The organism is Bacteroides clarus (genome assembly GCF_015555825.1).
Taxonomy (GTDB): domain Bacteria; phylum Bacteroidota; class Bacteroidia; order Bacteroidales; family Bacteroidaceae; genus Bacteroides; species Bacteroides clarus.
Genome location: NZ_JADNLF010000005.1, coordinates 201,510 through 222,485, shown reverse-complemented (window position 1 = coordinate 222,485; position 20,976 = coordinate 201,510). Strand labels below are relative to the sequence as shown.

At 43.4% G+C, this 20,976-nt stretch carries 18 protein-coding genes; 10 read left to right on the top strand and 8 right to left on the bottom strand.

Annotated features, from left to right (window positions below; genetic code table 11):
* Positions 1 to 162: 162 nt before the first annotated feature.
* Positions 163 to 2,193, top strand: coding sequence for a patatin-like phospholipase family protein (locus tag I2F54_RS07845; protein WP_195500908.1), 2,031 nt, complete (start codon positions 163 to 165; stop codon positions 2,191 to 2,193).
* A gap of 4 nt (positions 2,194 to 2,197) precedes the next feature.
* On the opposite strand, the gene cysS is transcribed toward I2F54_RS07845, so the two are convergent.
* Both cysS and I2F54_RS07835 read right to left on the bottom strand, forming a co-directional pair.
* Positions 2,198 to 3,673, bottom strand: coding sequence for a cysteine--tRNA ligase (gene cysS, locus I2F54_RS07840; protein WP_087426129.1), 1,476 nt, complete (start codon positions 3,671 to 3,673; stop codon positions 2,198 to 2,200).
* Positions 3,674 to 3,744: 71 nt separating this feature from the next.
* Positions 3,745 to 4,566, bottom strand: a complete 822-nt coding sequence (locus I2F54_RS07835; RefSeq protein WP_195500907.1) for a Cof-type HAD-IIB family hydrolase — start codon at positions 4,564 to 4,566, stop codon at positions 3,745 to 3,747.
* A gap of 73 nt (positions 4,567 to 4,639) precedes the next feature.
* On the opposite strand from I2F54_RS07835, the gene mnmA reads away from it, so the two are divergent.
* A complete protein-coding gene (gene mnmA, locus I2F54_RS07830; RefSeq protein WP_195500906.1) occupies positions 4,640 to 5,692 on the top strand; it encodes a tRNA 2-thiouridine(34) synthase MnmA in 1,053 nt (350 codons plus the stop codon).
* On the opposite strand, the gene I2F54_RS07825 is transcribed toward mnmA, so the two are convergent.
* Positions 5,682 to 7,199 (bottom strand): GH3 auxin-responsive promoter family protein, encoded by a 1,518-nt coding sequence (locus tag I2F54_RS07825; RefSeq protein ID WP_022217790.1) that lies wholly within the window; start codon positions 7,197 to 7,199, stop codon positions 5,682 to 5,684. The two genes, mnmA and I2F54_RS07825, sit on opposite strands and share 11 nt — an antisense overlap.
* Positions 7,200 to 7,328: 129 nt before the next feature.
* Between I2F54_RS07825 and I2F54_RS07820 the strand changes: the two genes are divergently transcribed.
* The gene (locus I2F54_RS07820; protein ID WP_009120254.1) at positions 7,329 to 8,339 is read left to right on the top strand and encodes an ATP-dependent 6-phosphofructokinase; all 1,011 of its coding nucleotides are present in this window, start codon (positions 7,329 to 7,331) and stop codon (positions 8,337 to 8,339) included.
* Here I2F54_RS07820 and rnc read toward each other — a convergent pair.
* The 3 genes from rnc to I2F54_RS07805 are packed head-to-tail and all read right to left on the bottom strand — an operon-like array spanning position 8,298 to position 10,775.
* Positions 8,298 to 9,245, bottom strand: a complete 948-nt coding sequence (rnc, locus tag I2F54_RS07815) for a ribonuclease III (RefSeq protein ID WP_118047433.1) — start codon at positions 9,243 to 9,245, stop codon at positions 8,298 to 8,300. The two genes, I2F54_RS07820 and rnc, sit on opposite strands and share 42 nt — an antisense overlap.
* A 7-nt stretch (positions 9,246 to 9,252) precedes the next feature.
* Entirely contained in the window at positions 9,253 to 10,515 is a 1,263-nt protein-coding gene (gene fabF / locus I2F54_RS07810; RefSeq protein WP_009120256.1) for a beta-ketoacyl-ACP synthase II, read from the bottom strand.
* Positions 10,516 to 10,538: 23 nt separating this feature from the next.
* Positions 10,539 to 10,775: an acyl carrier protein gene (locus tag I2F54_RS07805; RefSeq protein WP_004291965.1), complete on the bottom strand. Its 237-nt coding sequence runs from the start codon at positions 10,773 to 10,775 to the stop codon at positions 10,539 to 10,541.
* Positions 10,776 to 10,873: 98 nt separating this feature from the next.
* Here I2F54_RS07805 and purN point away from each other — a divergent pair, with 98 nt between their 5' ends.
* Positions 10,874 to 11,500 carry a phosphoribosylglycinamide formyltransferase gene (gene purN, locus I2F54_RS07800; RefSeq protein WP_009120257.1) on the top strand — a complete coding sequence of 209 codons (627 nt, stop codon included), beginning with the start codon at positions 10,874 to 10,876 and terminating at the stop codon, positions 11,498 to 11,500.
* A 38-nt stretch (positions 11,501 to 11,538) separates the two neighbouring features.
* Here purN and pdxB read toward each other — a convergent pair whose 3' ends face one another.
* Positions 11,539 to 12,588: a 4-phosphoerythronate dehydrogenase PdxB gene (gene pdxB / locus I2F54_RS07795; RefSeq protein ID WP_195500905.1), complete on the bottom strand. Its 1,050-nt coding sequence runs from the start codon at positions 12,586 to 12,588 to the stop codon at positions 11,539 to 11,541.
* A 525-nt stretch (positions 12,589 to 13,113) separates the two neighbouring features.
* On the opposite strand from pdxB, the gene I2F54_RS07790 reads away from it, so the two are divergent.
* The 6 genes from I2F54_RS07790 (at position 13,114) to I2F54_RS07765 (ending at position 20,050) form a co-directional block, all read left to right on the top strand.
* A complete protein-coding gene (locus tag I2F54_RS07790; protein ID WP_118467510.1) occupies positions 13,114 to 13,830 on the top strand; it encodes a glycosyltransferase family 2 protein in 717 nt (238 codons plus the stop codon).
* A gap of 7 nt (positions 13,831 to 13,837) precedes the next feature.
* Entirely contained in the window at positions 13,838 to 15,292 is a 1,455-nt protein-coding gene (locus I2F54_RS07785) for a glycosyltransferase (RefSeq protein WP_118467644.1), read from the top strand.
* 188 nt (positions 15,293 to 15,480) lie between these two features.
* Entirely contained in the window at positions 15,481 to 16,503 is a 1,023-nt protein-coding gene (locus I2F54_RS07780; protein WP_195500904.1) for a glycosyl transferase family 90, read from the top strand.
* Positions 16,504 to 16,514: 11 nt separating this feature from the next.
* Positions 16,515 to 17,429: a glycosyltransferase family 8 protein gene (locus I2F54_RS07775; RefSeq protein ID WP_118467505.1), complete on the top strand. Its 915-nt coding sequence runs from the start codon at positions 16,515 to 16,517 to the stop codon at positions 17,427 to 17,429.
* A gap of 10 nt (positions 17,430 to 17,439) precedes the next feature.
* Positions 17,440 to 18,147 (top strand): glycosyltransferase family 32 protein, encoded by a 708-nt coding sequence (locus I2F54_RS07770; RefSeq protein WP_195500903.1) that lies wholly within the window; start codon positions 17,440 to 17,442, stop codon positions 18,145 to 18,147.
* Positions 18,148 to 18,211: 64 nt separating this feature from the next.
* Complete coding sequence (locus I2F54_RS07765) at positions 18,212 to 20,050, top strand: ABC transporter ATP-binding protein (protein WP_195500902.1); 1,839 nt, start codon at positions 18,212 to 18,214, stop codon at positions 20,048 to 20,050.
* A gap of 134 nt (positions 20,051 to 20,184) precedes the next feature.
* On the opposite strand, the gene I2F54_RS07760 is transcribed toward I2F54_RS07765, so the two are convergent.
* Positions 20,185 to 20,829 carry a ribonuclease H1 domain-containing protein gene (locus I2F54_RS07760; protein ID WP_009120269.1) on the bottom strand — a complete coding sequence of 215 codons (645 nt, stop codon included), beginning with the start codon at positions 20,827 to 20,829 and terminating at the stop codon, positions 20,185 to 20,187.
* Positions 20,830 to 20,976 lie beyond the last annotated feature (147 nt).

Below are 20,976 nucleotides of genomic sequence, written 5' to 3'. Positions count from 1 at the left end.
AAAGTATTTTGTTATACATCCTTTTGTAGGGAAGAAAGGTTTTTCTGTGAAGAAGGACCTTTCTTTTTTTGTGTGAACCGGCGGTAACTCCTTTTACCGGCAGTGAACTATCGGAAGAATAAGTTGTTTTATTTTCTCTTACTCATGTAAATCCATACGAAGATGAAATATAGGTTATTGGGCTGTTTGCTGTTGCTTCCGTTATTGCTTATGGCGCAAGAGCGTCCGAAAGTTGCCGTTGTGCTGAGCGGAGGCGGAGCGAAGGGTACGGCTCATATCGGTGCCTTGAAAGTGATAGAGAAAGCGGGTATTCCGATAGATTATGTGGTGGGCACCAGTATGGGGGCTATTGTTGGAGGCTTATATGCCATAGGGTATACTCCGGAGCAACTGGACAGTATGGTGAATGCGCAGAATTGGAAGTTCGTTTTGTCGGACGCTCCCAATCCTAAAGATGTATTGCTCGACGATCGTTTGCGGTCGGAGCGTTATGTGCTGTCTATTCCTTTTACGTTGAAGTCGGCGGACATTTCGGATGCGGGAATTATTAAGGGGAAGAATATTGCACAGTTGTTTTCGGTATTGACAGAGGGTTATCAGGATTCTGTAAACTTTAGCCGGCTGCCTATTCCGTTCGCATGTGTCTCCGAAAATCTGGTGGATGGGAGCGAGGTTGTGTTTCACAGAGGTGTGTTGGCTACGGCCATGCGCTCCAGTATGTCGATACCCGGGGTATTTGCACCTGTCAATCTGAATGGCAGGGTCTTGGTAGATGGAGGTATGGTGAATAATTATCCGGTAGATGTGGCCTTGCAGATGGGGGCTGATATTATTATCGGAGTGGATGTACAAAGTCCTTTGCTGGATGCCGGGCAACTGAAATCGGTGAAAGATATATTCGGGCAAATCATTAATCTGCAGGGAGAGAAAAAATATCAAGAGAATCTTCGCAAGACCGATTTACATATTAAAGTGGATGTATCGGGCTATTCTGCGGCAAGTTTCACCAAAGAAGCGATTGATACCTTGATAGTGCGTGGAGAACAGGCGGCTATGGCCGATTGGGATAAACTGCTTACATTAAAAAAGAAGATGGGGCTAAGAGAAGATTATCAGCCCCGTCGCCCGGGACCTTTTCCTATCCCTGACGCGGAAAAGAGCAAGACTATTCCCGTTGATCCACAGATAGCCGCTCCTGCCATACGGGAAAACAAGCTGAATGTCGGTATCCGTTTTGATACGGAAGAGCTGGCAGCCTTGCAGGCGAATACGGATATTTATCTGGGAAAACAAAAAGAATCGCAAGTGAGCCTTACCGCCCGTTTAGGAAAACGGACGATGGCAAGAATCGGTTATAATTATCAGTGGAGTAAAGGCTGGCAGACGGGAATTAATTACCGGTTTGATTACAAGGATATTAATATTTATAATGAGGGAAAGCGTACACTTGATTTGACTTTTACCCATCAGCAGCTTACCGCCGGAGTCGCAAAGGATTGGAATAAGATTCAAGTGAGTGCAGGTCTTAATTTCGAGCACTACAACTACCATGATTTGCTGTCGTTGGAGCCGGTGGATGCACTTATGTTTGGAAATAAGTCGCTGTTTTCCTATTTTGCCGGGCTGTTGTATAATAATCTGAATGGGAGAAGCGTACCCACCAAAGGTTTGTCATGGTCCGTAATGTATCATCTGTATACGGATAATCTGTTTCAATACGAAGATAACAGCCCTATTTCGGCCTTCTCGGCGCATTGGCAAGGGTGTTTCACTCCGTTAAAGAATTTTACGATTATTCCGTCTATTGACGGGCGTATTCTTACCGGAGGTGATAACTATTCTTTTGCTGTTACTAATATGTTGGGTGGAAATATTGCCGGACGTTATATGCCCCAACAAATACCTTTTGTAGGGATTAACCGTGCGGAGTTGGCTTCCGGTTCATTGATTGTTGCCGGTTTGAAGCTTCGTCAGCGGATATTTAAGAATCAGTATGTATCGGTGACGGGAAACTACGGACGCAGCTCTGATAAGTTGCATGAGTTATTTGAGGATTCCCACTCTTACGACTTGGTAGGAACGGGCATCGGCTATATGTATAATAGTTTTTTGGGACCGTTGGAAATAGAGTTGAATTGGTCTAATCAGACGAAGAAGCTCGGCTGGTACGCCGGCTTCGGATTCGTCTTTTAGATTTTTATTTGTTCAGCTTCCATTCACATCCGTCTTTGGTGTCTTTGATGGCAAAACCTAATGCGGTCAGTTCATCGCGGATTTTGTCGGATGTAGCCCAATCCTTGTTGGCTTTGGCTTTTATGCGCTCTTCCAGCAGCATATCCACTACTTTACCGAAGGCGGCTTCGCGTTCTTCGTTGGAGTTGTTCTCTTCTTTCAGTCCCAATATGTCGAAGCAGAAGAGGTGGAAAGTTTCTTTCAACTCTTGCAAGTCCTCGGCTGTAATGGTGTCATTGCCTGCAATAATGTTGTTTATCATTCTGGCGCCGTCAAAAAGATGGGCTATTACAATCGGAGAGTTCAAATCATCGTTCATAGCTTCATAGCATTTGGCGCGTAATGTTTTTACGTCTACCGTAGAAGCCTTGCCCGGCGTAATCTTTTCCAGCCCATGTACGGCATCCATAAGTCTTGTCAGGCCTTTTTCCGCTGCTTGCAGGGCTTCGTTGCTGAAGTCTACCGTACTGCGGTAGTGTGCCTGAAGGATAAAGAAACGAATAGTCATCGGACTGTAAGCCTGTGCCAGCGTCTTGTTTGAACCGGTGAAGAATTCATCCAGTGTGATGAAGTTGCCGAGGCTTTTACCCATTTTCTGCCCGTTGATGGTTATCATATTGTTATGCATCCAATAGTGTACCATGTCATCGCCCTGTGATGCTACGGATTGTGCGATTTCACATTCGTGATGCGGGAAAACGAGGTCCATGCCGCCACCGTGGATATCGAAATGCTTACCCAGATATTTCTTACCCATTGCGGTACATTCGGCGTGCCAGCCGGGGAAACCGTCACTCCACGGGCTTGGCCAGCGCATGATATGTTCGGGTTGGGCGCGCTTCCACAATGCAAAGTCAGCGGGATTATGCTTTTCTTCCTGGCCGTCCAGTTCGCGGGTGGTATTCAGTACATCATCCAGGTTACGTCCGGACAGTTTGCCGTAATGATGGTCTTTGTTGTATTTGGCTACATCAAAGTAAATGGAGCCTTCGCTTTCGTAAGCGTAGCCGTTCTTTAATATCTCTTTTACCAGCTCTATCTGCTCGATGATGTGTCCCGATGCATGCGGTTCGATGCTTGGAGAAAGTACGTTCAACGCTTCCATTGCCTTGTGGTAACGGTTGATATAATACTGTGCCACTTCCATGGGTTCGAGTTGCTCCAAACGGGCTTTTTTCGCGATTTTATCTTCGCCATCGTCTGCGTCATGCTCTAAGTGTCCTACATCGGTGATGTTGCGGACATAACGTACTTTATAGCCGATGTGTGTGAGATAGCGGAAAAGCAAATCGAAAGTAATGGCAGGACGTGCATGCCCCAAGTGGGCATCTCCGTAAACGGTCGGTCCACAAACATACATGCCCACGTGAGGAGCATGCAGAGGCACGAATAACTCCTTTTTTCTATCTAAGGTGTTGTAAATGGTCAGTTGTTGTTCCATAACGTTTGATAATTAGTTCTTTTTGGAAAGGCAAAGGTATAACAAATATTTGTAAATTAGGGCTATCTGTTCTAAAAAGCATGTAGGAAGTGTTGTTCTACGGCTATGGCTACTCCATCTTCGTCATTGCTTGGGGCAATGTAATCCGCCGCTGCTTTGACAGGTTCCTGCGCATTTCCCATGGCTATGCCGAGTCCGGCATATTTTATCATGCTGAGGTCATTGTAACCGTCCCCCATGGCTATCATTTCTTCGCGGGTGATACCTGTTTTTTCCAGTAATACGGCGAGAGAGCGGGCTTTGTCTATGCCTAACGGCACGAGTTCGAGAAAATAAGGTTCCGAACGGTATACGCTGATTTGCCTTTGCAGACGCAGGCTGAGTTCGGTTTCCGTATTTATGAGTTGTTCCGGTTCGCCTACGATGAGGCATTTGGGAAGGGGGCGGGGCGTCTCTTGCAGAAAGTTATCTACGCGTCGCACCTGCATTTTGTTGAGGAATGCTTCTTTCTTGACATATGGGTCGTCGGGATTTTCGGTGAGGATGAACTCATTGTCGTAGGTGAGGATGGTTTGCCGGTTGTCAATAGCGGTTTCATAAAGGATAGGAAGCACTTCATCGGGAAGCAGGTTTTTGTATAGTAGTTCGCCGGTGTTCCAGTTTATGATTTCTCCGCCATTGTAGGAAAGAATGTACCCGTTGTGTTCTTTCATTTGTAACTGTTCTGCCAGGGGAGCAATACCGTAGGTGGGACGGCCGGAAGCCAGCACCAGGCGTACGCCGCTTTGTTGCAGACGCAGTAGAGTACGAAGGTTGCGTGGTGATATTTCTTTCTTCGAATTAGTCAGGGTGCCGTCCAGGTCGAGGACGAGCAGGCGATAGTCTTGTCTCATGGTTTGAAATTGATTATTTTTTTGAAAGTGACAAAGATAGAGTTTTCTCAGGATGAAATACTATTTTTGCAGCATGAACTCAAAAGAACGTGTATTATTGGGTATGAGCGGCGGCACGGATAGTTCTGTGGCTGCTATGAAATTGCAGGAGGCCGGCTATGAAGTAACGGGGGTTACCTTTCGTTTTTATGAGGCGGATGGAAAAGCGGAATATCTGGAAGATGCCCGTACGCTGGCTGATAGACTGGGTATTGAGCATATTATATATGATGCGAGGAAGCTTTTCCGTGAACGTATTATTCGCTATTTTATAGATGAATACCTGGCGGGGCATACTCCTGTTCCCTGCACCCTTTGCAATAATGAGCTGAAATGGAAGCTTTTGGCGGAAATAGCCGATGAAAAGGGAATTTATTGGATTTCTACCGGACATTACGTACGTAAACTCCTTTTAGAGGACACCTATTATATCGCTCCGGCAGCCGACAGAGATAAGGATCAGACTTTCTTTTTGTGGGGTTTGAAGCAAGATATCCTGAAACGAATGTTACTCCCGATGGGGGATATGACAAAGGAGGAGGCACGTGTTTATGCCGCTGGACGTGGATTTATGCGTGTAGCCACTAAGAAAGACAGTATAGGAGTGTGTTTCTGTCCGTTGGACTATCGTTCTTTCTTGAAACGTGAAGTCCCTGCGGAACAGCTTCCGGGCAGGGGACATTTTCTCGATGAAAAGGGGGAAATATTAGGATGGCATGAAGGATATCCTTTCTATACGATAGGTCAGCGGCGTGGACTGGGGCTTCATCTGAATCGTGCAGTATTTGTGAAGGAAATCAAAATGGACACGAACGAGGTGGTACTTGCACCGCTTGCCTCCCTGTATAAAAATGAAATGTATCTTAAGGACTGGAACCTTATCAGCACACATCGGGTATTAGGGGCGGAGACAGTGATCGTAAAGATACGCTATCGTAAACAAGCAAACCGTTGTATGGTTACTTTGGAAGGGGACGGACATCTGCGAGTATCGTTGTTGGAACCGTTGGAGTCTATCGCTCCGGGGCAAGCCGCCGCTTTCTATGATGCAACCGGCTTGCTGTTGGGCGGTGGTATTATTCTTTGAAGTTGAGTTTCAACATTTCCTCAATATGTTCCCTCGTGTTACTGAGGCGCGGTACCTTATGTTGTCCGCCAAGCTTGCCTTTACTGTCCAACCAATCATGGAACAGGCCTTTGCGAGCGACAATTATCTCTAATGGCTGCAAAGCCAAGTCGTTCTGTCGTTTAGCTTCATAATCGGAGTTTACTTCTTTGAGGGTGTCATCCAGTATTTGGGCAAATTTCTCCGGACTGTCCGGCATTTGAGCAAACTCAATCAGCCATTGATGACGGCATTTGGCATGTTCGTCCATAAAAACAGGAGCGGCGGAATAGTCTATAATTTGTGCTCCCGTGGCAGCGCAGGCTTTAGTCAGCCCTTTTTCCGCATTGTCTACAATCAGTTCTTCGCCGAAAGCGTTGATGAAATGCTTAGTACGTCCGGTAATGACGAATTTATACGGGTGGTTACCGGTGAACTTCACAGTATCTCCAATCATATAACGCCAAAGCCCGGCAGAAGTGGAGATAACCATTGCGTAGTTTTTATTGAGTTCCACTTCTTCCAGACAACAGATACGAGGATTTTCCTTACCGACATCTTCCAATGGAATAAACTCATAGAAGATACCGTAATCGATCATCAGCAGCATAGCCGGATCGTTCGGGTCGTTCTGTGTGCCAAAATAGCCTTCGGACGCATTGTATGTTTCTATATAGTGCATCTTGGAGCTTTTGATAACCTGTCTGTATTGCTCCCGGTAAGGAGTAAAAGCTACTCCGCCATGGAAGAATACCTCCAGATTAGGCCATACTTCCTCTAAAGACTGTTTTCCGGTTTTCTCGAGTATATGTTTGATAAGTACCAGCATCCAGGAAGGTACACCCGAAAGATTGGTGACGTTGGTATGAAGCGTGCTGTTGGCTATGGCTTCCATTTTGGGTTCGAACTCGCTCATCAGAGCGATTTCCTTACTTGGTACGCGAATGTGGTTGACCAGCGGGTGTACGTTCTGTATCAGGATGGCGGACAAGTCGCCCACCAGACTATGATTGGAGTTTAGGTTAGGGCTGTGACTGCCGCCGAGAATCAATCCTTTTCCGGAGAAAAAGCGGCTTTCGGGATTTATTCCCAAATAGATGGCGACGGCATCTTTCCCGCCTTGATAATGAGTATCTTGCAGAGATTCTTTGCTGACAGGTAAGAATTTACTTTTATCATTGGTGGTTCCCGAAGATTTGGCAAACCAGCGTATTTCCGAAGGCCATAGCAGATTCTGCTCACCGGCACGCAAACGGGCTACATAAGGTTTGATTTCTTCGTAAGTTTGTATAGGAAGGCGTTTTTTGAAATCTTCATAAGTACGAATAGAAGCGTAGTCATATTTCTTTCCCCATTCCGTATTGGCGGCCATGCGTACCAAACGTCTCAGGACACCTGCTTGCAGTTCGCTTGCATGGTCGGTATACAGTTCGATTTCTTTCAAGCGGGGGGTGAAGTATACTTTATTCAGAAATTTTGTAATATTCATCGTTCTTATTGAAATCTGTTTAAGTGCGCAAAAATAATCTTATTTATCGGCATCTCTATCTTTTTTCTCTTTTTTTTCTATCTTTACGTCCGTATAGGTGAAAAGAACCGTAATTTAAACTAAAACATCATGAGAATCGGTATTCTGACTTCAGGTGGGGATTGCCCCGGTATCAATGCAACTATTCGCGGGGTTTGTAAAACCGCCATCAATTACTATGGAATGGAGGTGGTAGGTATCCATAGCGGTTTTCAAGGACTGTTGACAAAAGATGTGGAGTCGTTTACGGACAAGTCTCTGTCGGGATTATTGAATCTGGGCGGTACGATGTTGGGTACTTCCCGTGAAAAGCCGTTCAAGAAAAACGGGGTGGTATCCGATGTAGACAAACCTGCTCTGATAGAACAGAATGTAAAGGAGCTGGGGCTGGACTGCATAGTCTGTATCGGCGGTAACGGCACGCAGAAAACAGCTGCCAAGCTGGCTGCTATGGGATTGAATATCGTTTCCGTACCTAAGACCATTGATAATGACATTTGGGGAACCGATTTCTCTTTCGGCTTTGATTCTGCCGTCAGTATTGCTACGGATGCCATAGACCGGTTACACTCTACCGCCAGTTCGCACAAGCGGGTGATGGTGATAGAAGTGATGGGGCATAAAGCGGGCTGGATTGCGCTGTACTCCGGTATGGCCGGTGGCGGTGATGTGATTTTAATTCCCGAGCTTTCTTATAATATCCATAATATAGGCGATACGATTTTGAATCGTCTGAAGAAGGGGAAGCCTTATTCTATTGTTGTGGTTGCCGAGGGGATTCAGACGGATGGCAGGAAACGCGCAGCTGAATATATCGCACAAGAGATTGAATACGAAACGGGTATTGAAACACGTGAGACTGTTTTGGGCTATATTCAGCGCGGTGGTTCACCTACGCCTTTTGACCGCAATTTGTCGACCCGTATGGGTGGTCATGCTACGGAATTGATTGCAGGAGGACAGTTTGGACGTATGGTAACGTTGAAAGGGAATGAAATATCTTCCGCGCCTCTGGAGGAGATAGCCGGAAAACTCAAATTAGTGACTGAAGACCATGATTTAGTCGTTCAGGGTAAGCGTATGGGGATTTGTTTCGGGTGATTTGGCTGTATCTTGTACAGTATCCGTAGGTTCTGTATTATCCGTAGCTTCGAGAACCTCTGATGTCTCTGCAACGGGAGTATTTTCTGTGACGGTTTCGTTTTCCTCTGTCGCAATATTTTCCTTTGCCGCGTGGTTCTGTATTTTGGCAGTTTCAATGGCTTCTTTGAAGGCTTCGTCGTTCTTGATTTTTTTCAATGCCATTTGTGCGGCGTTTTGCTGTGACTCTTTTTTGGAATAGCCCGTACCTGTGCCGGCAGAAAGGCTTTCTATGCGAACTTCTGTGTGAAACATCGGGTTGTAATCCCTATCGAGGAACTGTTCTATCAACTCAAAGGAAACCTCCATTTTGTTTTTCTGGCTCCATTCGATAAGTTTGGATTTGAAGTTGACTTCCTTGCGTGACATCTTGTCGAGGTCGATGTAGTTCTTGAGGATTTTTTTCTCCATGAACTGCTTGCAACGTTCGTAGCCTTGGTCCAAATAGATAGCCCCGATAAATGCTTCGAAGGCGTTGCCGTACATATAGCTGTTGTGTGACGAAGAACGGGTGGAATACTTGACAAGTTTGTCCAGTCCTATTTCTACGGCCAGTTTGTTCAAGGTTTCCCGTTGCACGATTTTAGAACGGGTATTGGTAAGAAAACCTTCACGGCGGCCTTCGAAGTGCTTGTATACAATGTCTCCTACGATGGCGTCCAAGATGGCGTCACCCAAAAATTCCAATCGCTCGTTGTTTAACGGACGTCCTTTCTCGGAGCGGACAGAGGTGGATTTATGCAGTAGAGCCTGCTGATAGAACCGAATATCACGGGGAAAAAAACCAAGTATCCTGTAAAAACAAAAATAAGACTCTCTATCCTTACGGAATAAGAGCCTTATTTTGTCTATTTGGTTACGTAACACGACCGTATTATTCTGCGTATTTCTTGAAAATAACACATGCGTTATGACCGCCGAATCCAAAAGTATTGGATAAAGCCACGTTCACTTCACGCTTCTGAGCCTTGTTGAACGTAAAGTTCAGGTCATAGTCGATGTTTTCGTCGTTATCACCCTCTTCGTGATTGATAGTCGGAGGAACAATGCCGTTTTGGATGGCAAGTATACTTGCAATAGCCTCTACCGCACCGGCAGCACCCAGCAAGTGACCTGTCATGGATTTGGTGGAGCTGATATTCAACTCGTAGGCATGTTTTCCGAATACCTCTTGGATAGCTTTCACTTCCGAGATATCACCGACAGGAGTAGATGTACCATGAACATTGATGTAATCTACTTCTTCGGGTTTCATTTCTGCATCTTCCAACGCATTTGTCATTACCAGTTTGGCTCCCAAACCTTCCGGATGAGAAGCGGTTAAGTGATGAGCGTCGGCAGACATTCCCACACCGGCAACCTCTGCATAAATCTTGGCACCACGTGCTTTAGCGTGTTCCAGTTCCTCAAGAACCAGACATCCGCCGCCTTCACCCATGATGAAACCGTCGCGGCTCGCGCTGAACGGGCGAGATGCGGTTTCCGGAGAGTCATTGCGGGTAGATAAAGCATGCATGGCATTGAAACCACCTACACCACAAGCGGCAATAGCTGCTTCCGAACCACCGCTGATGATAGCGTTAGCCTTACCCAAACGGATGAGGTTGAATGCGTCAGCGATAGCATTGGTAGAAGTGGCGCATGCGGAGCAAGTCGCGTAGTTAGGACCATGAAAACCGTACAGAATAGAAATTTGTCCGGCAGCAATATCCGAAATCATCTTCGGGATGAAGAACGGATTGAACTTGGGACCGTTTTCTTTATGGAGGGCATAGTTACCTGCTTCTTCTTCAAATGTACGGATTCCACCAATACCGGCACCAAAGATGACGCCGATTTTGTTCAAATCCTCATTTTCGACATCAAGACCGGAATCTTCTACCGCTTGCTTGGCTACACCGATGGCATATTGAGTGTACAAGTCCATCTTGCGAGCCTCTTTGCGGTCGATATATTGATTGGCATCAAAGTTCTTCACTTCGCATGCGAATTGGGTCTTGAAAAGCGATGCGTCGAAATGAGTAATAGGCCCCGCTCCACTAACCCCATTCACGAGATTTTCCCAAAATTCGGGTACTGTGTTGCCAATGGGAGTAATGGCGCCAAGACCTGTTACTACAACTCTTTTTAATTCCATACTAAGAAATGAATGGATTAAGATTACTTAGCGTGTTCTTCGATATAAGATACAGCATCGCCTACAGTACCAATCTTCTCAGCTTGGTCATCAGGAATAGAGATACCGAATTCTTTTTCGAATTCCATGATAAGTTCTACAGTGTCAAGAGAATCTGCTCCCAAATCGTTAGTGAAGCTAGCTTCGTTAGTAACTTCTGATTCTTCAACGCCTAATTTGTCGACGATAATCGCTTTCACTCTTGATGCAATTTCAGACATAACTTTAAGTTTTTAATTAATAATTAGTTTTATTTCTTTAAATTTGCGGTGCAAAGGAATGAATATTTATCATTCCTCGCAAATATTTGATGAATTAAATGCACATTTTTGCACATTTTTCACGGTTTTGTGCAGGGATTGGAGGGTTTATGAGTAAAAACATTGCTATTTTTGCTTCCGGTAACGGGACAAATGCAGAGAATATCATCCGTTATTTCCAAAATAGCGAATTGGTGAACGTAGAGCTGGTTTTGACTAATAGAGAGAGTGCCTTTGTTTTGGAACGTGCACGTAGTCTGAATGTTCCGTTCGCCTGTATGGGCAAGGCCGAATGGATGGACGGGACAGCTGTATTGTCTTTGTTGGAAAATAGAGGAATCGACTTTATCGTCCTTGCCGGTTTCCTTGCACGTGTGCCGGACTGTATCTTGCATGCTTATCCTAATAAAATTATAAATATTCATCCTTCCTTATTGCCTAAGTTTGGCGGTAAGGGGATGTATGGTGATCGGGTGCATGAAGCAGTAGTGGCTGCCGGTGAAACAGAAACCGGTATTACCATACATTATTTAAATGAACATTTCGATGAAGGCGAAATTATAGTACAGTACAAATGTCCTGTTGTGGCGGAGGATACAGCAGGGGATGTAGCAAAGAAAGTACATGCGCTGGAGTATGAGTATTATCCGAAGGTTATCGACAGTTTGTTGTCGGAAGTGCGCTGATAGCCTTTTGGAATACGATTTCTAAGAGAAGCGACATATTATTCCGAATGGTTCAGAATTGTGTATGCTTTTTTTTCTCTTCTTAGAGGGTAGTCCCCCCGTAACTTTTCAAATAATTCCGGATGTGTTTTGAGTGCATTACTATCTTGTCGGGGATCATATATTTGCAAATAGGCATCTGACAAGGTTTCTGCTGTAATTTGCGGTTGGCTTGGGGCAGGAGGAATAATCTGATAGTCCGCCTGTATATTGAAATACCGGCATAGAGCATCCAGCGACATACGGGTTGCATTGGCTTTACCGTCTGCCGAATAACCGGCGATGTGCGGTGTACCGAGGAATACCTTCTTTAATAGGGTGAGGTTTATAGCCGGTTCATTTTCCCAAACATCGATGATAGCGTCTGAAATCAGTTTTGTTTCCAAAGCGTTCAGCAGTGCATCGGTTTCGATTACTTCTCCGCGTGAGGTGTTAATGATGACGGGTTTTTGCTTTAATGATTGGAAAAAGGCTGTGTCGGCCAGATGGTGAGTTCTGTATTTACCTTCTTTATATAAAGGTACGTGGAAAGTGAGTACGTTACATTCTTTTGCAAGTGTTTGCAGGGATGAAAAGTTCTGTTTCCCCTCTTTGTCTTCACGAGGAAGGTCGTTCAGTAAGACACGCATTCCCAATTCTTGTGCCACTTTTGCAACTTTACTACCTACATTCCCTACTCCGATGATGCCAATAGTAGCTTCCGATAAATTAATACCTTTCGATTCTTGCAGTAAAATTAAAGATGAATGTAGGTATTGAGCTACGGAAGCGGAATTGCAGCCGGGGGCATTCGTCCATGTAATACCGGCTTCACGGCAGTATTCCGTATCAATGTGGTCGAAGCCGATGGTTGCCGTAGCAATAAACTTTACTTTACTGCCCTCCAATAATCTTCGGTTGCAATGAGTGCGTGTGCGGATGATGAGTGCATCCGCATCTTTCACCAGAGAAGGGGTGAAGTCTTTTCCCGGCGCATAGACCACTTCATCGGCTATCTTTTCGATGGCTTCCTTTATAAAAGGTATTTTATTATCGACAATTACTTTCATAACGCTTTTGTTTATTGCAGGCAAAGTTAGAAATAATTCGTGAGAACAGATGTTCCTGATGTAATAATGCATACCTTTGATCAATTGTTTAAATCATAAATTTATATACTGATGAATGCGCTTGCTAAATTTTGCAGAAAGAGGCCTTTATATGCTTGCTGCCATCTTGAAAAGTTCCCGTGCCATAATGCAACGTTTACGATAATTGAGACTTTTGCCAAATTGCGTGAACTTTCCCGTACAATAAACAGCTTGCCAGATGCTTCTGAGGAATAACAGAAATCCTTGATTGGAGAAAAGCGGTGATTTGTTTTCCGATTTATTGGATAATAATCTTCAAGCGACGGATTCGGAAACAACTATCGAATTAAATCTTGCCGTATTGAAAGTAAAGCATACGGGTTAAGCGGAGAGCGGATAAGGAATAAATGCAGGGAACTGTTTGGCTGTATGCAAAATATTGTATAGTTTTGTCAACTTGTGGGAATCTTATAGCTTGTTGAATAAAGACTAATTATATATCCAATGAAGTGTATTCATATCATTACTCCCGTAAAGGATTCTATTGAATTGACGCTGCAAACCGTGGAAGCCATTATGGCATCCGGTTTTCAAACGCCGTTTACTTATACCGTCTACAATGATTTCAGTACGGAAGAAAACACGGTTAGGTTGAAAGAGGCGTCTGAAAAACTGGGCTTTGAGTTGGTGAATCTTGCAGAAATTACGGATCATCCATCACCGAACTATTTGTTGGTTCTGCAAATGGCTCAACAACGTGCCATTGAAGCGGAGGCAGGTTTGATTATTGTCGAGTCGGATGTTTTGGTAAAGAAGAACACATTGCAAGCTTTATTTGACGGAGCGACGGAGCGAATAGACTGTGGTATCGCCGCCGCCGTCACAGTAGATGAAAAAGGAGAAATCAATTACCCTTATCTTTTCGCGAAAGGTAAGGAGAATCAGGTTTTTCCCGAGAAGAAACATTGTAGTTTTTGTTGTTCTCTGCTGACTTTGAATTTTCTGAAAGCTTTCGATTTTCATCAATTAAATCCTGAAAAGAACTGGCATGATGTAACCATTTCGCATCAATCTTTGAAAGAAGGGTTTAAGAATTATCTGTTTACTACATTGCCGGTGTGGCATCGTCCTCATAGTAGCCGTCCGTGGAAACAATTGAAATATAAGAACCCGTTGAAATATTACTGGCTGAAATATACAAAAGGGCTGGATAAAATCTGATATGTTTATGGAAAAACCTTTGGTTTCAGTTATTATGCCCGTTTACAATGCGGAAGAGTATTTGGAAGAAGCAGTCAATTCTGCAATAGTCTCTAATTATTCTCCATTGGAACTGATATTGGTTGATGATGGTTCTACAGATGGATCTCATCATTTGGCGCAGCAATTGGCTGAAAAGACTGGTACGACTGTGATAAAGGTGTATAAGCAGGCCAATGCAGGTCCTTGCGTCGCTCGTAATTATGCGGTTTCTCTAGCGAAAGGAAAATATATTTTTCCGTTGGATGCCGATGATAAGGTAGGACCTGACTTTTTTGCAGAGGCAGTCGATGTAATGGAGGCTGATAATGATGTGAAAGTAGTATATGCTCATGCGGAATTTTTTGGAGAACGTACCGGTGAATGGAAGTTAGCTCCTTATTCCCGGGAGCTGTTGGCACGTAAGAATATGATCCCGATTTCTGCAATGTATCGTAGAAGCGACTGGGTACGTGTAGGCGGGTATTGTAAGGAAATCATTGCTCGTGAAGATTGGGAGTTTTGGATTTCAATATTGAAAAATGGTGGCAAAGTAATACGCTTGTCGCAGGTCGGATTGTTTTATCGCGTCCGTTCCGGTTCTAAACGTATTTCAGACCGTGCATTAAAGCGTCATGTGGTGGATACACTGAATAAGCGTCATCCTGATTTTTTTGCTCAAGAATTGGGTGGCCCGTTGCGCTATCAGCGTTCATGGTCGCGGGTGTTTAATACATTCTCCCGTATTATTCATCCTCGTCGAGTATTTGTTAATCCGGTATTTAAGGAATTGTATTCTTTTATGCAGGTATTGCCCGTGCTTTTTGAAAATGAGGGTACAACTATTTATAAAGGAAGGAATGAGTTAAAGTTGTTCAAACGAGAAGGTCGGGAGCTCATCGTAAAATCTTATCAATTACCCCATCTTATCAATCGAATCGCTTATAACTCATTTCGGGCTTCAAAAGCGCGCCGTTCTTATCGTTATGCTGAGATGTTGCGACAAATAGGAGTAGGTACGCCACAACCGGTAGGTTTTTATTCTACAGGTACATGGATGTTGTTTGGGAGCAGCTATTTTGTCAGTTTGAAGTCTGAATGTCCTTATACCTATCGTGATTTTGCGACACATACTTTTGAACACAAAGAAGAAATATTGCGTGCTATTGCTCGTACTACAGCAACGTTGCATGAACACGGTATTTTACATAAGGACTACTCTGCTGGTAATATTCTTTTCACAGATGAAGCGGATGACATTAAGGTTGAAATTATAGATTTGAATCGTATGCGTTTTGGTAAGGTGAATATGGAAGAAGGATGTAAGAATTTTGAGCGTTTGCCCGGTACGCATGAGATGTTTGTTGTCTTGGCTGATGAATATGCCAAAAGTCGTGGTTTCGATGCAAAAAAATGCTTGGAACTGATAGAAAAAGCGCATTAAGCAACAGGATGCATGGATATTGCTATTGCCTACACTTGCGGGAAAACGATGTAACTATTTTTGCGGGTTAGGAATTTTTCGTATCTTTGTACACTTTAAATCAATGTGTTAAAATACACTTTAGGTTATATAATCAAGCGCTTCTTCAAATGTTTATATAAATTCGGAAGTGTGCAAACAATATATTAATGAGTGATAGTCTTTTATATAAACTCCGTAGTGGTAAACCACCTAAGATATTCTTTTTTTTGAAAGGGTATTTATTGATGTGTATGCCGACTTGTTTCTTTAGATTATGTAGAAAGCACTATTTGGCACAGGTAGAAACACGTTCTGATAGAGACTATATATATGAGCGTGTGAATTATTATAATAAAATGCAGCATTCGGTTGAATTGCCGAATAAGACCTTTCATGAATACAAGTTTGGATATTATATCTTTTTGGATAAGATACGGAATTTCCGCCCTTCCACTTTTCATAAGGTTTACTATTTCGATTTGCAGGATGTGCTTCGTTGGTTCAATCAGAAACTTCGTATAGGTTACATTCCTGGTGATGTTTATTTCACTCCGGAGTTTCCTGCCATTGTGAAAAGCAGGTTGCTGAAGAATGACAATGAATATTCAATCCTTCTTAAGCTGGATAAATTACGCCATTTTATGTTTGTAAAAGATCCAGTTCCTTTCTCTGAAAAATCCAATCAGGCTATTTTCCGTGGTAAGATACGCTCGAGTCGTGTCCGTGAAAAGTTTCTTCACATGTATTATGGCTCTGCAATCTGCGATTGCGGTGTAGTCGGTAAGAATGAGGGTTGTCCGGATGAGTGGATGACTGCCAAGAAAACAATTCGTGAGCATTTTGACTACAAGTTTATTATGGCTTTGGAAGGTAATGATGTGGCCTCCAATTTGAAGTGGGTGATGTCGTCCAACTCCATTGCCGTAATGACACGTCCCACTTGTGAAACATGGTTCATGGAAGGAAAACTTATTCCGGATTATCACTATATTGAAATTAAAGATGACCTTTCTGATTTGGAAGAAAAACTGACTTATTACATCAATCATCCTGCTGAGGCGGAACAGATTGTTCTGCACGCTCACGAGTATGTAGCTCAATTCTTTGATACTGAGCGTGAACGGTTGATTTCATTATTGGTGATGGATAAATATTTTAATTATACAGCCGATAGAAAAGCAAAATTATAAAATAGACAATTATGGATATAGTTTGTTGTACGGATAATAATTACATAAAGTATTGCTGTGTAATGTTAACTTCTTTATTGGAAAACAATAAAGAGGAGAATATAACAATCCATATTCTTGGTGATAATCTGACAAGCGATTCCCAAAACACGATAACAAGTATTGTAGAGGAAAAATACAACCAACATTTGTGTTTGTATGCTGTAGATAGAAAGTTGGTTGTTGACTTTCCCAATATGGGTTCTTATGTATCTTTGACAACTTATTATAAATTATTTATCACTTCTATTTTGCCTTCATCTCTGCACAAAGTCCTTTATTTAGATTGTGATCTTATTATAGTCCACTCTGTAAAATCTTTATGGGACTGTGACCTTACAGGAAAACCTTTGGCTGCGGTTAAAGATGCCCATAAAGGAATGGAAATACATTGCGCCCTTTTAGACATTGATTGCATACGGTATGGATACTTCAATGCTGGAGTGATGTTGCTTAATCTAGACTATTTAAGAGAGGTTGGTTTCGAGAAGAAAGCTGTGGACTATGTAACGGAAAATAGTAATCGTCTCACTTTTCATGAGCAAGATGTGTTTAACGGACTGTTTTATAAACAGGTAATACATCTTCCCTACAGATATAATTTGCATGATCGTTTGTATCGTCGTCAGCGCTATATTGATGCGGAAACCCTTCCGATAGTTAAAGAAGAGTTGAAGTCTCCTGTAATCATCCATTTCTCTTCCGGTAAAAAGCCTTGGACGAGCCGTTGTTTGCATCCTTGCCGATACTTGTATCTGCGTTATTTGGATATGACTATATGGAAGGGAGAACGCCCGGATATGTCTTGGAAAGAACGTTTGTGGAGATGGAACAGACACTTGGCCAGTTGCTTATATTTAGCTAACGGATATAGAAAACAATATTAAAAATAATTATATGGTACCCAAAATCATTCACTTATGCTGGTTCAGCAATGATCCTTTCCCGGTAGAAATAAAAATATGTTTGGAGAGCTGGAAACGTGTATTGCCGGATTATACGATTAGACGTTGGACCTATGAAGATGCTCGTGCTATCGGCTGCAGATATATAAATGAAGCTTTAGAAGAAAAGAAGTGGGCTTTTGCCGCCGATGTAGTACGCTTCTATTCCGTTTATAAAGAGGGTGGTATCTATATGGATAGTGATATGTTCGTGAAAAAGCGTTTTGACGAATTTATACCTGAACATGGTTTTGCCTCTTTCCACGAGCATATTAGTACTACGGTTAAGTTACAGGCTGCTTTTTTGATAGGAGAAAAGGGAAATAAGTTTTGCGAGGACGTTTTTAGTTACTACAAGCAGCGCTCTTTCTTCTTGCCGGACGGTACTTATGACTTGAAGATATCTCCGGATGTAATGGTGGAAATAGCACGTGAAAAAGGTTATAGGGCTGAAGACGTAGAGCAACATTTGGCTGATGATACGGTTATCTATCCGGGTTATTTTGTTACTCCTTGTAATACTCATACGATAAAGCACCCTGATGCTTTTGCCAAACATATGGTATATGGCAGTTGGAAAAAACATAAATTAGGACGGAAGTTTGAGAAACTGATGAAGCATATTGTTTTATTAGTTCGTTTTGCTCTTTTCAAACGCTGATTTCTGTTTCTGTATTTTTTGTAAAGAACCGATTTCAAAATGTAATGAATTAACTGCTAACCGAATGAAAGAATTCCTCCGACTTCTGCGGCGTTTTGTTCCGCCTTATAAGAAATATCTGATATGGGCATTGTTCCTGAACTTGCTATCGGCAATTCTGAATATATTCTCTTTTGCTCTGATTATTCCTATTCTTCAGATACTTTTCAAAATGGATACCAAGACCTACGAATTTATCCCTTGGAATGCTGTGGGAGTGGGGTTGAAAGATATAGCGGTTAATAATTTCTATTATTACGTCACCGAGATGATAGCCTCGCAGGGCGGTTCATTAACATTGCTGATTTTGGGTGTCTTCCTGGCAGTAATGACTTTACTGAAAGCATTCTCTTATTTCGCCTCTTCGGCTGTGATGATTCCTCTTCGTACGGGTGTGGTGCGTGATATCCGTGCACAAGTATATAATAAGGTGTTACACCTGCCGTTGAGTTTTTTCTCGGAAGAACGGAAAGGCGATATTATTGCTCGCATGAGCGGTGACGTTACCGAGGTGGAGACATCTGTTACCAGTTCGCTGGATATGCTGATAAAGAACCCGATACTGATTATAGCCTATTTCGGCACTTTGATAGCTATCAGTTGGCAGTTGACGCTGTTTACATTGCTGGTTCTTCCGGGTATGGGCTGGATAATGGGTACGGTAGGTAAAAAGCTGAAACGACAGTCGCTGGATGCTCAGGCAAAATGGAGCGATACCATGTCGCAGCTGGAAGAAACCTTGGGCGGATTGCGTATCATCAAAGCTTTCATCGCCGAGAATAAGATGATGGAACGTTTTAATAAGTGCAGCAACGAATATCGCGATGCCATCAATCGGGTAGCTACCCGTCAGGCATTGGCGCATCCCATGAGCGAGTTCTTGGGAACATGCGTTATCGTTATCGTATTGTGGTTTGGCGGAACGTTGATTCTCAGTAATAGCGCTACAATCGATGCCCCTTCGTTCATCTATTACTTGGTGATACTGTACAGCGTTATCAATCCGTTGAAGGAATTCTCCAAAGCCGGATACAACATACCCAAAGGACTTGCCTCCATGGAACGTATCGACAAGATACTCTTTGCGGAGAATCCTATTAAAGAACCTATCCGGCCGAAGCTGCTTTCCTCGTTGGATGATAAGGTGGAATTTAAGGACATCAGTTTCAGTTACGACGGTTCCCGCCAAGTATTGAAGCATATCAATCTGACAGTGCCCAAAGGCAAGACTATCGCATTAGTAGGACAATCCGGTTCCGGAAAATCCACGTTAGTGGATTTGTTGCCCCGTTATCACGATGTACAATCGGGCGAGATATTGATAGACGGTCTTAACATCAAAGATACGCGTATTTCCGATTTGCGCAGTCTGATAGGAAACGTCAATCAGGAAGCCATTCTCTTTAATGACACTTTCTTCAATAACATAGCTTTCGGTGTAGAGAATGCCACAATGGAACAAGTTATCGAAGCTGCCAAGATAGCGAATGCCCACGATTTTATTATGGATACCGAGAAAGGTTACGATACCAATATCGGTGATCGTGGCGGCAAACTTTCCGGCGGACAACGCCAACGTATCAGTATTGCCCGCGCCATCCTCAAGAATCCTCCTATACTGATTCTGGATGAGGCCACTTCCGCACTCGATACGGAGTCGGAACGCTTGGTGCAAGAGGCTTTGGAGCGATTGATGAAGACTCGTACCACGATTGCCATTGCGCATCGTCTTTCTACAATTAAGAATGCGGATGAAATCTGCGTACTCTATGAGGGAGAAATCGTAGAACGTGGCAAGCATGAGGAACTTCTCGCTAAAGACGGCTACTATAAAAAACTGAATGATATGCAGTCTTTGGGATAAAGGCGGAGCATGTATAACACGGGAGCTCTATAAGTAAATCCTGTTTTCCAACTGCAGGATGAAGTTTAGGCGTAACGACATGATACGCTGAATATTCGGGTATTCAGCCATGAGGATATAAACGTTACGCCCTGTTATTTTCTTCCGAAGTCTGCGGGTATTTCACCCCATTGTTGGGTTTCCCATTTTAGGATAGGGGTGGAATAGGTGTTCTCACGCAGCCATTTCTCGGCGCGTTCTATCAGTTGGAAAAGTTGTTCGGTTTTGGGGTCGCGGGGTAATTTGGTCTTGCATTTCTTCTGTTTCACCCAGCTGATGGCATTAACGCTATCGCTGTAAATAGGCATATCGAAGCCTTTTTGTTTCAGCAAGGCCAGGCCGTGAACAATGGCAAGAAACTCTCCGATGTTATTGGTGCCGTACATGGGGCCGAAGTGAAAAACCTGCTGGCGGCTGGCAACGTGTACTCCCCGATATTCCATTGCTCCGGGATTTCCGCTGCATGCGGCATCTACGGCAAGACTGTTTTCGAGGACGGCGGCCGGGTAGAGGGCGTCTGTGTTTTGAGAAAGCTTGGGTCGCCTGCCGTCTGCGGATATATTGCGCTTGATGTAATCGTATGGTGAAGAGGCAAAGGCCTTTTCTGCTTCTTCGCGAGTCTCGAACGATTTGTATTTCGCCCCTTCGTAACCTTTGGTTTGTAGTTGGCAGTCAGTCCAGGATGTATAAATACCCGGAGTGCCACCCGTCCATACAACGTAGAATTTTTCTTTCTTCATAACTTATGGCAAAGGTACAAATATATTTCACAAATTCGAACAATTGGTCTTTTTCATTTGTTCTTTTAAATTGAGGAGAGTTGAGGGGTTAAGGGGAAATATGGCTTGCCCCGCTTTGTAATTCACGAATTATGGATAAACTAATAA